This is a genomic window from Myxococcus faecalis (genome assembly GCF_050039385.1).
Taxonomy (GTDB): domain Bacteria; phylum Myxococcota; class Myxococcia; order Myxococcales; family Myxococcaceae; genus Myxococcus; species Myxococcus fulvus.
The window spans coordinates 2211413-2226628 of sequence record NZ_CP144336.1; the positions used below are offsets into that span (position 1 = coordinate 2211413).

Here is a 15216-nt window from a genome sequence, read left to right on the forward strand (position 1 = left end):
CTTCAACGTGGCCCGGCGGCCACCGTGAGCGCATCCAGGAAGCAGGTCATCCGGTCCGCGACCTCGCGGACATGCGGCGCCTGCAGCATCGTGTAGTGATTGCCCGGAACCTGATGCAGCTGGGCCTGGAGCAACCGCTCCCCCCAGCTCTCCACCGGCGCGGGCAGCGTGTCCGACGAAGGCGCGGCCAGCTGCTCCGCCTGGAGGAAGAGCACCTTGCCGCGATAGGGCTCCGCCCGGTAGCGGGACAGGGCCCGCGCGTTGCGGGAGAAGACCCGGAAGCGCTGCTCCATCTCCGGCAGCTCCACCCCCGGCAGCGCGCCCAGGGCCTTGGCGTGCTCGACCAAATAGCCCAGGCGCCCCGCCTCATCGAGCGCCTGGAGCTTCACCGCGTCGAGCTTCGCCGCCTCCGCGCCCCCCAGCAGGTCCGTGGCGAACCACGCCATGAGCGCGCCGGGCTCCTCCGCCCGCTGGTAGAGCTCCGGAGACCAGGTCTCCAACAACAGGAGCAGCTCCACCTGCTCGGACCGCGCCTCCAACTGCCGCGCCATCGCCTGCGCGACGATGCCGCCCGTGGACCAGCCCCCCAGGCGATACGGCCCGCTCGGACGGACGCGGCGCACCTCCTCCAGGTACCGCGCCGCCATCTCCTCGATGGAGCCCGCGTCCTGGTCCGGCAGCGCCTGCAGCGCATAGAAGGGCTGCCGGGGCCCCAGCTGCCTCGCCAGCGGCGCGTAGCACAGCACGTCGCCTCCCGTCGGGTGCACGAAGAACAGGGGCGGCTTGTCGCCCGACTCCTGGATGCGCACCAGCGGCTCACGCGCGCGAGCACCGCCCTCCTGCTGGACGAGCAGGGCCGCGAGCTGACGGATGGTGTCCGCCTGGAACAGGAGGGAGACGGGGAGCTGACGCCCCCAGCGGGCGCGCAGCCGGGACATCAACCGGACCGCCAGCAACGAGTGGCCGCCCAGCTGGAAGAAGCTGCTGGTGACGCCGATGGGGCGCAAATCGAACAGCTCCTCCCAGAGCGCCACCAGCTCCAGCTCCAGCGCGTCCCTGGGCGCGACGTACGCGGCCGACAGCTCCGGCGCCGGAGCCTCGGGCACCGGCAGGGCGCGGACATCCAGCTTCTGGTTCGGCGTCAACGGCAGCGCGTCGAGCCGGACGAAGTGGGAGGGAATCATCGCGGGCGGCAGCCTGTCCCTCAGCAAGCGCGACAGCGCCGAGGGGGTGACGGACGTCGCGGCCACGACATAGGCCGTGAGCGCCACCTCGCCCGAGGCGTCGGCCCTCGCCACCACCACCGCTTGACGGACCTCCGGGTGCTGACGCAGCTCCGCCTCGATTTCCCCCGGCTCGATGCGTACGCCCCGGACCTTTACCTGGTGGTCCTCGCGGCCCAGGAACTCGAGGCGCCCCTCGGGCAGACGACGGACCCTGTCTCCTGTCCGGTACATGCGCAGGCCGGGCTCCCCCGCGAAGGGGTCCGGGAGGAAGCGCTCCGCCGTCAGCTCGGGGCGGTGGAGATAGCCCCGCGCCACCCCTTCGCCTCCGATGAACAGCTCTCCGGGCATGCCCACCGGCACGGGCGAGAGCCGCGCGTCCAGCACGTACATCCGCGTGTCCGCGATGGGCCCACCGATGGTGACCAGGGACGCGTCCTCCACCCGCTCGAACGAGGACCAGATGGTCGTCTCGGTCGGCCCGTACATGTTGAGCACCTCGCCCTCCACCCTCGGGAGCACCTGGCGCGCCAGGGCCGAGGGGAAGGCCTCGCCGCCCACCAGGAGCTTGCGGAGCGGACGCAGCGCCTCCGCGCCCCCTGGCTCCAGCAGCAACATCCGCAACATCGACGGCGTGCACTGGAAGTGGGTGACGCCGTGCGCGGCGATGAGCGAGGGGAGGTCCTCGGGCGCGGGCCGCGTGCAACGCTCCTTCAGGGCGTTCAGGGTCTCGAGCCCCGCCAGCGTCGCGTCGACGTCCATCCCGAAGTCGATGAGACACGCGACCTCGTCCACGCCCAGCTCGCGCAGCCTGTCGATCAACGGCAGGCAGCTCTCCACGTTCCCGAACAGGCCCAGCTGGTTGAAGTACCGGTCGATGGCCTTCGCGAGCAGCTGGTCGACGTCCGCCTCCGAGAGCGCCTCCAGCTCGCCCCCATGTGGCAGGGGCCCGATGACCGAGCGCAGCAGCCCGATGGAGCTCTTCAGGTACTGGCGCAGCGGCGCGTTCACCTTCTGGCGGATGTCGTCGACGTCCTCGCCCATGAACGTGTGCAGCATGAGCGTGACGTGGCCCGGCCCCGGCCCGTGGCCCGCGGCCGCCCAGGCCTCCCGATAGATTCGGACCTTCTTCGCCAGCTCCGCCAGGTTCTGCCCCAGCAGGTGCGTGAGCACATGCGCGCCCGCCGCGCCCGCCGCACGGAACGTCTCCGGGTTGCCCGCCGCCGTCACCCAGACCTGGACGTCCGGCTGGACCGGCCGGGGGAGGGACTGGACCGGGACGTCCTGCCCCTGTCCGTTCCGGAACGACACCGCCTCGCCCCTCCAGAGCCTCCTGACGGTGGAGATCTGCTCGAAGAAGGAGCTGCGCGCGTCGGCGAAGCGCTCCGGCGCGAGCACGAAGTCATTGGGGTGCCACCCCGAGGCGAACGAGAGGTCCACGCGTCCGTCGGAGAGGTTGTCCACGATGGACCACTCCTCCGCGACCCGGATGGGGCTGTGCAGCGGAAGGACGATGCTGCCCGCGCGCAGCCGGATGTTCCGGGTGGTCGCCGCGAGCGCCGCGCTGACGACGGAGGGATTCGGGTAGAGCCCGCCGAAGGCGTGGAAGTGCCGCTCGGGCGTCCAGACCGCCTTGAAGCCATGCGTGTCCGCGAACCGCGCACCCTCCAGGAGCAGCCGGTACTTGGCCTTCGTGTGCTCGCGCTCGTCGCTGGCGAAATAGAAGAGGCTGAACTCGAGCGGCCTGCTGGACGCGCCGGTCCCGGTCGATACTCCCTGCTCGCCGCGGAGGACCACCTGGAAGCCCCGGGTGAGCGAGTACAGGAGCTCCAGCACGGAGATGTCGAACGACATGCTCGTCGTGGCGAGCCACACGCCGCGCTCGTGAGCGCCCATGGCGTCATCCATCGCGTCGAAGAAGCGCACGACGTTGCGGTGACAGACCATGCAGCCCTTGGGACGCCCCGTGGAGCCCGAGGTGTAGAGCGTGTACGCGACATTCTCCGCCACCACCCCGCTCCTCGGAGGGTCCACGGGCTCGTCGCCGCCGGCCTGCAACGGCACCACCTTCGCGCCCGTCTCCGGCAGCCGCGTCGCGTGGCCCGCGTCGACCAGGACGACCTTCGCCTGGGAGTCGCCGAGCATGTACGCGAGCCTGTCGGCGGGATAGGTCGGGTCCATCGGCACGTAGGCGCCGCCGGCCTTCAGGATGCCGAGCATGCCCACCACCATGTCGGCGCTCCGGGGGACGCAGAGGCCCACCCGCGCCTCGGGGCCGATGCCGAGCGCCCGCAGACGGTGCGCCAGTCGATTGGCGCGCGCGTCCAGCTCGCGGTAGCTCAGCCGCTCGGCGCCGGCGACCAGGGCGATGGACTCCGGGGACGCGCGCACTCGCGCCTCGAACAGCTCGTGGAGGCACGACGCGGGGGTCCGCGCGGAGCGGGTGTCGTTCCAGGTGTCGAGCACCTGGCGGCGCTCCTCGGGGGTGAGCAGGGGCAGCTCCGACAAGCGCCGCTCGGGGTCCTCGACGAGCCCCTCCAGCAGCGTCTCCAGGTGCCCCACCATCCGGTGGATGCTCGCCGCGTCGAACAGGTCCGTGCGGTACTTCAGCACGCCGCCCAACGAAGCGTCCGTCTCCGTCAGCTCCAGCGAGAGGTCGAACTGGCCCTCTTGCTGCGGGATGTCGAAGGGGCGCAGCACCAGCCCCCCGGGCAGCGCGGGGTGGGCCTCGTCCCCCTGGTAGATGTCCTCCCGGGGCGTGGGCTGGAGCATGAACGCCACCTGGAAGATGGGTGAGCGGCCGGAGTCGCGCTCCGGGTTGAGCTTCTCCACGAGCAGGTGGAAGGGGAAGTCCTGGTGCGCGAGTGCGCCGACGACCGTCTGCCGCAGCTGCCCGAGCAGGGCCCGGAACGAAGGGTCCCCGGAGAGATTTCCCCGCAGGACCATCATGTTCATGAAGTTGCCCACGACCTTCGCGAACTGGGGCTGCGTCCTCCCCAGCGTGGGCGTTCCGACGAGCAGGTCCTCCTGCCCCGAGTAGCGGTGCAGCAGGCCCATGAAGGCGCCCAGGAGCAGCGTGTACAGCGTGACGCCCTCCTGCTCACAGAGCTCCCTCAATCGCCGGGGCAGCGTCCCCTTCAACGACACCGGGACCGACGCGCCCGCGTAGCCCTGCACCTGCGGCCGGGGACGCGCGATGGGCAGGTCCAGCGCCGGCAGCGCGCCGCCCAGCTGTCGGGACCAATAGTCCCAGAGCCGCTGCCCCGTGGCGCCCGCGAGCATCTCGGCCTGCCAGCGGACGTAGTCCACATAGGTCGCCTGCGGCGCGGGCAGCGTCGCGGGAGCGCCCGCCTTCTCCGCGGCGTAGAGGTGCCGCAGCAGCTCCTCTCCCAGCACCAGCAGCGACCATCCGTCGTAGACGATGTGGTGGATGGCGATGAGCAGCACGTGGTCGCGCGGGCCCCGCGTGAACAGCCGCACGCGCATCAGCGGGCCCCGCTCCAGGTCGAACGGGGCCTCGTACGCCTGCGTCACCCGCGCCCGCAGGGACTCGAGGTCGAGCTCCGGGACGGGGACCTGCTCGAACGGGACCTCGGCCTGCTCACGCACCCGCTGGACGGGCTGTCCCTGGTGCGTGGTGAAGGTCGTCCGCAGCGCGCCGTGTCGGTCCACGAGCCGCTGACAGGCGCGTCGCAGCGCGGCGACGTCCAGCTCGGAGACGATGCGAATCGACAGCGCCGTGTTGTAGGCGGCGCTGTCGGGTGCCACCTGGGAGACGAACCAGAGCGCCTGCTGTCCGTGGGAGAGCGGATGGACGGACTCACCGTCGGCCGCGAGCCGGCGCAGGTGCTCCACCAGCGTGGCCTTGTTCGTGGACAGCTTCGCCAGGTGCTCCGGCGACAGCGCGCCCTTGGGGGCCCGGTACTTCAGCCGCTCCCCCTCCACCCAGAGCGTGACGCCCTGCCGGGACAGCTCGGCGATGAGTTCGTCGGTCATCACAGCTCGCCTTCCTCCCAGTCCTGACTCGGGGCCGTCCGGCCCGCGCCGCTCCCGTCGAGCTGCTCGGCGAGGCGCTGCGACAGGTGCGCGATGCTCGCGCCCTGCAGCAGCTCATCGAGCTGCAGGCTCACGCCCGTCTCCGCGTGGATCTTGTGCTTCAGCTCGAGCGACAACAGCGAGTCCAGGCCCAGGGTGCTCAGGGGCTGCTCCGCGTCCAGCCGGACCACCGGCATCTTCAACAAGTTGGCCACCTGCTCCCGCAGATAGCTGTCGAGCAGCGGGCCTCGCTGGCCGGGCTCCGTGGAGAGCAGCGTCTTCGAGAAGGTGCTCGCGGCGGAGGCGGCGTCCTGGAGCGCCTGCGCCCCCGGAGGAGGCGGCAGCGCGTACGGCCCCTTCGTCACGGCGCTGTAGGCGGCATCGTAGGAGACACGCGCGCCCAGCCGCTCGAGGTTGATGCGACGAATCGTGTCCACGTCCATCGACTCGTCCTTGGTCACCGTGAACAGGAGGTAGGCGGCCAGCCGACGCTTGAGCAGCTCCCCCAGCATGTGGATGCCGTGCAGGTGCTTCTGCGTCACCTCGTCCAGGTCGCGGGTCACCCGCGTGAAGTTCTGCTCGAAGTCCGGGTCGTGGAGGAAGTTGGCGATCTCCTGGCTGGACTCGACCGCCTCGACGATGCGCAGGTGGTTGCGGGCGAGCAGCTCCGCCCACTCGGCCTGGGGCACGAAGAGGGTGGTGGACTCCGGGTGCTCGATGGCGCTCGCCATGTTGGACAGCGTCTCCGCCATCACCAGGTAGCCGCCGTTGCGCAGGCTCCGGCTGATGTTCGCGAAGAGGTCCGCCTTGTTCCGGATGTGGTGGATGACCTGGAACGCGATGACCAGGTCGTACGTGGACGGGAAGGCGTCGCGCGAGCTGTCCTGGTAGTGGAGCTTGATGCGCCCATCCAGCCCGAGCCCGCGGATGCGCTGCCGCCCCGCTTCAATCTGGTCGGGCGAGATGTTGCAGCCATGCAGCTCCAGGTGGGGATGCGCCTTGCCCAGGTCGATGAGGTCCGCGGCGTGACCACACCCGATGTCGAGCACGCGGGTGAAGGACGAGAAGTCGAGCCCCCGGTAGAGCGTCTTCGCCATCTCGAGGTTCGACTGGAGGGCGAGGTCGTAGAACTGCTTGTAGACCGCCTCCTTCGAGGGGTCGGCCTCCGGCCGGTACATGGCGATCCACGAGAAGCCGGGCACGGGCTCGCGCAGCGTCGCGAAGCGCAACGAGGGGAACTGCACCGCCGTGTTGACCTCCGCCAGCTGGACGATGGTCCGGTAGAAGGTCACCAGCACATCGGTGTTGGGGATGAGCGAGTCGACCCAGTAGCGCTCACGCTGGAAGGGATACGTCGGCAGCGCCACCCGTCGGCGCGCGTACCCCTTGTCCACCCCCGCCCAGTCCACCTCCACGCCCTTCACGTACAGCTTCGCCGCGCTCCCCAGCAGCATCTCCCAGTCACTGCTCCCGGGTCTCAGGCTCCCCACCCACTGCGCCTCTCCCTCCCCCAGGTACCTCTTCCCCACCCCCGTCAGCGTCGGCTTCGGCCCCACCTCCACGAAGACCCGGTATCCCCTCTCGTACAGCCCCTTCACTCCCTCCCAGTACTTCACCGGCTCCCTCAGGTGCCTCGCCCAGTACCCCGCCTCCCTCTCCTCCCCCTTCACTTCCTTCCCACTCACGTTCGACACCAACTCCAGCTTCGCCCTCTTCATCCCCACCTTCCCCGCCGCCCTCTCGAACCCCTCCTTCATCGGCTCCATCAGCTCCGAGTGGAACGCGTGCGTCGTCTTCAACACTCGGCACTCCTTCCCCCTCCCCTTCAGCCTCCCCTCCACCTCCTCCACCTCCTTCACTCGCCCCGCCAGCACCACCTCCCCGGGCCCGTTCACCGCCGCAATCAGCTTCCCTCCTCCTTCCCCCTTCACCTCCTCCTCGCTCGCCAACACCGCCACCATCTTCCCTTCACCCTCCAGCCCCTCCATCAACCTCCCTCGCTCCATCACCAGCTTCAGCCCCTCCTCCAGGCTGAACACCCCCGCCACGCACGCCGCCACGTACTCACCCAGGCTGTGCCCCATCACCGCCGCCGGCTTCACTCCCCACTCCCTCCACACCTCCGACAGCGCGTACTCCACGCTGAACAGCGCCGCCTGCGACACGCTGCTCCTCTCCAGCAGCGCCCCCTTCCCTCCGTACAACACCTCCACCAGCGACTCCCCCACCTCCCCCTTCACCACCTCCTCGCACCGCTTCATCACCCCGCGAAACGTCTCGCTCGTCTCGTACAGCTCCCTCCCCATCCCCTCGTGCTGCACTCCCTGCCCCGTGAAGAGCAGCACCACCTCCTCCGCCTTCCTCGCCTGTCCCTCCGCTCCCCTCTCCACCCCGCCACCGCTCGCGTACCTCGCAAGCTCCTCCCTCAACTCCTCTCCCGTCCTCCCCACCACCGCCACCCGGTGCGCGAAGCGTCCTCGCCCCGTGTTCGCCGTGAAGCACGCATCCCCCACCTCTTCTCCCAGCCCCTTCGCGTACCGCCCCGCAAGCTCCTTCAGCGCCTTCTCGCTCCTCGCTGACAGCGCCAGCACGTGCCTCGGCCTCTCCGCCCCTCCCTTCCTCTCCACCTCCGGCGCCTCTTCCAACACCACGTGCGCGTTCGTCCCGCTGGCGCCGAACGAGCTCACGCCGCCCACGCGCTTCCCGTCCCGCGCGGTCCACGGCGCGAGCTGGGTGGGAATCTCCACCGGGAGTTCGTTCCAGGGGATGTACGGGTTGCCGCGCTTGAAGTGCAGATGCGCGGGCACCTCGCCGTGCTTCAACGAGAGCACGAGCTTGATGAGCCCCGCGATGCCCGCCGCGTACTCGAGGTGACCGATGTTCGTCTTCACCGAGCCGACCTGGAGGGCCGCGGCGCCGTCTCGCTTCTCGCCGAACACCGCCCCCAGCGCGCGCAGCTCGATGGGGTCTCCCAGCGACGTGCCGGTGCCGTGCGCCTCCACGTAGCCCACCTGCCTCGGGTCCAGGCCCGCGTCCGCCAGCGCCTGACGAATGACCGCCTGCTGCGCGAGCCCGTTGGGCACCGTCAAGTCACTGCTGTGCCCATCCTGGTTCACCGCGGTGCCACGGATGACGGCCAGGACCTGGTCCCCATCCGCCTGCGCATCCGAGAGGCGCTTGAGCACGACCATGCCGCAGCCCTCGCCCCGGCCGTAGCCATCCGCCGCGGCGTCGAACGTCTTGCAGCGCCCATCCACGGCGAGCATGCGCGCCTTGCAGGTGGTGATGGTGCCCTGCGGCGTCAGGATGAGGTTCACGCCGCCCACGAGCGACAGCGAGCTCTCCCCCGAGCGCAGGCTCTGACACGCCAGATGGACCGCGACGAGTGACGAGGAACAGGCGGTGTCCACGCCGAGGCTCGGCCCCTGCAGGTCGAAGAAGTGGGACAGCCGCCCCGTGGCGAACGTGAGCAGGCTGCCCGTGAGGTAGCTCGCATCGATGCTCTCGGCGCCCTTGCCCTGGATGAGCTGGGTGTAGTCGCCGGTGGCGCCGCCGATGAACACCCCCGTCTTGCTGCCCGCGAGGCTCTGGGGCGCGATGCCCGCGTGCTCCAGCGCCTCCCAGGCCACCTCCAGCAGCAGCCGGTGCTGGGGGTCCATGTTCACCGCGGAGCGCGGAGGAATCCCGAAGAAGTACGGGTCGAACAGGTCCACGCCCTCCAGGAACGCGCCGTTGCGCGTGTACATCTTCCCGGGCTTGGAGGGGTCCGCGTCGTAGTACGCGTCGATGTCCCAGCGGCTCGGCGGCACCTCGCCCACCGCGTCCGTGCCTGCTCGCAACATCCGCCAGAAGGAGTCCGCGTCACTCACGCCGCCCGGGAACCGGCAGCCGATTCCGATGATGGCGATGGGCTCCGCCGTCTTCTTCTCCGGGACGCTCTCGCCCACCGAACGCAGGAGCATCCTGGCGAGGTTCACCCGCTTCTCGGGAGAGAGACCACGCACCAACTTCTCCATGACGTCACTCATTTGAGCCCTCACCAGGGAAAGACTGTGCAAGTGATTGCAGCGCGGTCTCCGACAACCGCTCTGCTTCACTCAGCAGTTCGAAGATGGCTTCGTCCTTCAACAACGGGTCCACGTCGGCGACGGCGGCGCCGGCGAGCGCCACCTCGGGCCGAGCGGGAAGGAGCACCGCGAGCGCGGGGACCTCCTTCGCCAGGAAGTCGGTCAGCTCCGCAACCGTCGGATAATCGAACGCGAGCGTCGACGGGAGCTTGTGGCGGAGGCTCCGCTCCAGGTGGTTCTTCAGCTCGACGGACATGAGCGAGTTCATGCCCATCTGGAAGAAGCCCTGCCCCGGCGTCAGGGAGGAGGGCTCGGCGCCCAGGACCCGCGAGGCCTCGCCGCGCACGAAGTCCTGCAACACGTTGCGGCGGCGTCCCAGGGGCGCCTCCTCCAGACGGCGAAGCAGCTCGGAGGTGACCGAGCCCTGCTCCAGGGGAGCCTTCGGGGCCGGCGCCCCCACGGAGATGTGCTCGAGCAGAGGGCGGTGTCGCCGTGCCTCCTGCAGCGGCTTGAAGCGGCTCCAGTCCACCGACGCCACGGTCCGCTGGGTGACGCCCGCGCCCACCAGGCGCTCCAGCAACGTGAGCGCCGCCTCGGTCGGCATCGCCTCCAGGCCCACCTGCGAGAAGAAGCGCTGAGCCTCCTCGGAGCCCGCCATCCCGCCTTCACTCCAGCGGCCCCAGTTGATGCACGTCGCCGCCAGTCCCTGGGACTTGCGGTGGTGCGCGAGGGCGTCGAGGAAGTGGTTCGCCGCCGCGTACGCGGCCATCCCTTGCGAGCCCCACACGGAGGACGCCGAGGAGAACAGGACGAAGCAGTGGAGTGGGAGGTGACGGGTGAGTTCGTGGAGATTCCAGGCGCCCATCGCCTTGGGTTGGAAGACGGACGAGAGCACCTCCGGGCCCGTCTCCTTCAGCGCGCGGTGCGCAGAGACACCCGCCGCGTGGAAGATGCCCACGAGCGGAATGGGGCCCTGTCCGCATGCATCGACGAGCGCGCGCACCTGGTCCGGCTCACCGACGTCGCACCGCATGTAGCGAACCGACGCCCCCTGTGCCTGGAGTTCGCGCAGCGCCTTGACCTGCGCCGTGAGCGGGCTGTCCGACGGGAGCGATGCCCAGTCGCTCGGGGCGGGGAGCTCGGTACGACCCGACAGGAGCAGGTGCCGGGCGCCATGGGCCACCAGTGACTTCGCGACCTGGAGCCCCAGTCCTCCAAGACCTCCGGTGATGAGGTAGGCCCCATCGCTCCTCCAGGGTGACTTGCCCGCGGGAGGAATCTCGCCACGGACGAGTCGGGCCACGTGTCGCGTCTTCCCACGCAGGGCGAGCTGGTCCTCGCCGTCCGGCTCGCACAGCTCCTCGCAGAGCGCGTCGACCTCTTGTGCGTCCGGAGAGGCGGAGAGGTCCACGAGCCCACCCCACAGCTCGGGGTGCTCCAGTGCGAGCACCCGACCCATGCCCCAGATGGGTGACTGCGTCACGGAGATGGGACCTCCGTCGCCGACGGACTGCGCGCCTCGCGTGACCCACCACAGCCGCGTGTTCGCGCCCACGCCTCCGCCCAGCCGCTGCACCAGCGTCAGCAGGCTTCCACAGCCGAGCCCCAGCGTCGTCGCGTCCGGCGCCATGCCGCCGAGGTCGAGGTTCCACAGGTGCACCACACCTCGGAAGGGGCCGCCGCCCTCCGTGGCCAGCGTCTCCAGCACCCGCTGCCAATCCGCGGGGTCCGTCGGGTCGACCCGCGCCGCATCGGCTCCGAGCGTCCGCTGCCCCTCGGCGGGGTTCGTCGACTCGACGCGCGCCGCATCGGCTGCGAGTCCCTGCGCACCGGGCTCCGCGTACAGCAGCGTGCAGCGCTCGCCCCGGGCTCGCAGGCGCGCGGCCAGCGCCTCTCCCGTTCCCGTGCGGTCACAGAGAATCAACCACCGGCCCGTAGCCTCACCCTTCCGCTGCGTCTCGGACTTCGACACGCGCGGCTTCTGGGGCCACGTCACCTCGTAGACCCACTCGCGTGAAGCGAGCGGCGCCAGCCCCTCCAGCTCGGAGTCCTCGGCGGGCGCCGCCCAGGCCCCCGCGTCCTCGAACGCGGTGAACGGGGTCAGCGACGCCAGCTTCGCGCGGTTCACCCTCGCCAGGTACGGCGCCCCCGCGTGCTCGTCCTTCTGGGCGACGAGCAACGCATAGCTCATCAACCCCTTGTCGAGCGCCTTGCCGAAGTTGCGCATGGCATCGAAGTTCCGCTTCACCAGGTCACTGAGCTTGAACCGCTCCGCCACGACCTCCAGGTGACGGTCGAACCCCGGGTCCTCGAGGAAGCACGCGGCCTCCCGGCTGATGTCCACGCCCTCCACCAGCCGGAAGCGGTGGCGCGCCAGCAACTCCGCCCACTCCTCCGCGTTGACGTTGTACGACGCGGTCTCCTCGACGTTGATGGCCGACACGCCATTGGCGACGAAGTCGGCGAGCAACAGGAAGCCTCCGTTGTGGAGGCTCCGGGAGAGGTTCGCGAACAGCGCCTTCTTGTCCGCGACGTGGGTCGCGACCTCGAACCCGAAGGCCACGTCGTAGCGGTCCGGGAAGGCCTCCTTCGCGCTGTCACGTGCGAAGACGCGGACACGCTCCTGGAGCCCACGCGCCCGCACCCGCTCACCGTCGATGGCCGCCTGCTCCGCGGAGATGGTGTAGCCATCCAGCCGCAGGTGCGGGAACTTCCGCGCCAGCGAGATGAGGTCCGAGGCGTACCCGCAGCCGAAGTCGAGCACCTTGCGCACCGAGGACCAACGGACGCCCCGGAACAACACGGAGCGGAGCCCACGCTGCCCCTCCAACAGCAACTCCGTGTGCTCCGGTCGCTCCGGGAGTCCGTAGACGCTCAGCAGCCACGAGAAGCCCGGCACCGGTCGACGCTGGATGCCGAAGGTCAGGTAGACCTCGTCGGGCGCGAGCACCCGCTCCCGCTCCACGGAGTCGTCGTAGAAGCGGGACGGCGTGCCGTCGGCGTGCTCGGACTTCACCGTGTCCGAGGGCACCTCCATCACCTCCGGACGGGAGTCGACGGGGCGCGCCACGTTCCGGAGCGCGGCGGGGCGCGGCTCCAGCCAGAAGCGGGAGCGCTGCCAGGGGTAGCCCGGCAGGGGCGTGCACTCACCCGGCTCCGGATACACCGCGCGCCAGTCGATGGGATGCCCCGCCGTGTGGAGCGCGCCGAGCGACTGCAACAGGACCTCCAGCTCCCCCTCGTCCCTGCGCAGCGAGGGCAGCACCAGCCCCTCCGTGCGTGACGCCCCGACGATGCGCTCGATGGACTGCGTCAGGATGGGATGAGGGCTCAGCTCGACGAAGACATGGTGCGGGCTGACGAGCAGCTGCTCGATGACCGGAGAGAACAGCACCGGCTCGCGCAGGTTGCGCTGCCAGTAGCGCGCATCCCAGTCCGTCCCGTCCGTCAGTCCTCCGGTGACCGTGGAGTACACGGGCAGGTTCGCCGCGCGGGGCTGGAGCCCCCCGAGCGCCTCGCGCAGCTCCGGGAGCAGCGAATCCACCTGGGGCGAGTGGGAAGCGACATCCACCTTGATGGCCCGGCAGAAGACGTTGCGGGTCCGCAGCCGCTCCATGACCTCCTGCAAGGCCACCGAGTCTCCCGCCAGCACCGTCGTCGTCGGACCATTGCTCGCCGCGATGGACAGCCTGTCCTCGAAGCCCGCGAGCACGGCCCGCGACTGCTCGAGCGAGAGCCCCACGAGCGCCATGCCGCCCTGCCCCCGGACGCGGCGGAGCAGCGCGCTCCGGCGGCAGATGACCCGCGCCGCGTCCTCCAGGGTGAGCACGCCCGCCACGCAGGCCGCGGCCACCTCGCCCATGCTGTGGCCCACCACCGCGTCCGGATGGATGCCCCAGGCGCGCCACTGCGCGGCGAGCGCCACCGAGATGGCGAACAACATCGGCTGGATGACACCGATGTCCTCCATCCACGAGGCGTCGTCCTTCTTCTCCAGCAACGCCAGCAGGGCGAGGTCCCCGTGCGCTCGCATGGCCCGCTCGCAGTCCTCCAGCGTGGCGCGGAACACCGGGGACACCCGGAGCAGCTCCCGCGCCATCGTGGGCCACTGGGAGCCCTGTCCCGAGAAGACGAACACCACCTTCGGCCGACGGGGCGAGGCCCGCCGATGGGAGACCGCCGGAACCGGCTCGCCTCGGAGGAAGGCCCCCAGGTGCCCCACCAGCTGCTCGCGCGTGCGCCCCACCACCGCGAGCCGGTGCTCATGGTGGCTGCGTCGCGCGCTCGCCGTGTAACAGATGTCCGCCAGTCGCCCCGGCGCTCCGGCCAGCCAGGTCTGGTACTCGCGAGCGAGCTGCTGGAGCGCGTTCTCGTCGCGAGCGGACAGCGGCAGCAGGTGGGCGGGGCGCTCGGGCGACTCGGTCGGACGCGCGGACTCCCGCTCCGGCGCCTCTTCGACGAGCAGGTGCGCGTTGATGCCGCTCAGCCCGAAGGAGCTGACGCCCGCCACGCGCCTGCCGGACGCCTTGTCCCAGGGACGGAGGCGGGTGGGGATGGAGATGGGCACCTCGCTCCAGGGGATGGCGGTGGTGGGCCGCGCCAGGTGGAGGTGGGGCGGAATCTCGCGGTGCTGGAGCATCAGCACCACCTTCATCAATCCGGCGATTCCAGCCGCGGCCTCCAGGTGCCCGACGTTCGTCTTGATGGAGCCCAGGCCGAGGGGCCGTGAGGCGTCCCTCCCCGGGGCGAACACCTTCTGCAGCGCGCGCACCTCTATCGGGTCGCCGAGCGGTGTCCCCGTCCCGTGCGCCTCGACGTAGTCCACCTGCGCGGGCTCGACGCCCGCGTTGGCCAGCGCCCGGCGAATCACCGCCTCCTGCGCGGGACCGCTCGGCACCGTGAGGCCACCACTGGGACCGTCGTGATTGACCGCGCCGCCCCGGATGACGGCCAGCACCGGGTCCTTGTCCGCGAGCGCGTCGGAGAGCCGCTTGAGCACCACGACACCGCAGCCCTCGCCACGCACGTAGCCGTCGGCCGCGGCGTCGAACGTCCTGCACCGCCCCGTCGGAGACTGGGAGCGGAGCCGCGACGAGACGATGTGCCCGTCCGGGGCCAGGATGACGCTCACGCCCCCCGCGATGGCCATGTTGCTCTCGCGAGCGCGCAGGCTCTGACAGGCCAGCTGCACCGTCACGAGCGAGGAGGAGCAGGCGGTGTTCACCGCCATGCTCGGCCCCTGGGCGCCGAGGATGTACGAGATGCGCCCGGCCATGAAGCTGGAGTCGTTGCCGAACGCCAGATACGCGTCCATCAGCGCCGGGTCCGCCTGCTGCGCCTGGAGCTGCGCGTAGTCGTTGAGCATCACCCCGACGAACACCCCGGTGAGGCTGTTCGCGATGCGCTCCTGCACCTGCCCCGCGTTGGCGAGCGCCTCCCACGTCACCTCCAGCATCAACCGCTGCTGGGGGTCCATGCTCGCCGCCTCGCGAGGCGCGATGCCGTAGAACCGGGCATCCAGCTCATCGAGCCGGACTCCCTTCAGGAAGCCACCCCAGCGCGTGTACATCTTCCCTTCCGCCGCGGGGTCCGGGTCGTAGTAGTCGTCGATGGCCCACCGGTCGGGAGGCACCTCGACGATGGCGTCACCGCCGCCACGTAGCAGCTCCCAGAGCGCCTCGGGGTGGTTCGCGCCGCCGGGGAAACGGCACCCCATGCCGATGATGGCGATGGGCTCGCGCTTCTCGCGCTCGCTCGCCTCCAGCCGCGCTTGCATCTTCTCCAGTGCGACCAGGGCGCGAGCCAGGCGTGCACTGTTCTCGTGCGGGTCCAAGGGGCTGCTCATCGTCGTGCCTCTCTCATGAACGTCGGGGCAGGCAACCGCGGGGGGA

The 15216-nt window shown here is 70.4% G+C and carries 3 protein-coding genes; all 3 read right to left on the bottom strand.

What is annotated here, in order from left to right; all coding sequences use genetic code 11:
- Nucleotides 1-2 precede the first annotated feature (2 nt).
- Genes VZQ01_RS08720 through VZQ01_RS08730 form a run of 3 tightly spaced genes read right to left on the bottom strand, consistent with a single transcriptional unit; the run spans nucleotide 3 to nucleotide 15170 of the window.
- Nucleotides 3-5219: a MupA/Atu3671 family FMN-dependent luciferase-like monooxygenase gene (locus tag VZQ01_RS08720; protein WP_426747527.1), complete on the bottom strand. Its 5217-nt coding sequence runs from the start codon at nucleotides 5217-5219 to the stop codon at nucleotides 3-5.
- Complete coding sequence (locus tag VZQ01_RS08725) at nucleotides 5219-9286, bottom strand: type I polyketide synthase (RefSeq protein WP_426747528.1); 4068 nt, start codon at nucleotides 9284-9286, stop codon at nucleotides 5219-5221. The genes VZQ01_RS08720 and VZQ01_RS08725 overlap by 1 nt, the downstream gene beginning before the upstream one ends.
- A complete protein-coding gene (locus VZQ01_RS08730; RefSeq protein ID WP_426747529.1) occupies nucleotides 9279-15170 on the bottom strand; it encodes a type I polyketide synthase in 5892 nt (1963 codons plus the stop codon). Before VZQ01_RS08730 ends, VZQ01_RS08725 begins: the two co-directional genes overlap by 8 nt.
- Nucleotides 15171-15216 lie beyond the last annotated feature (46 nt).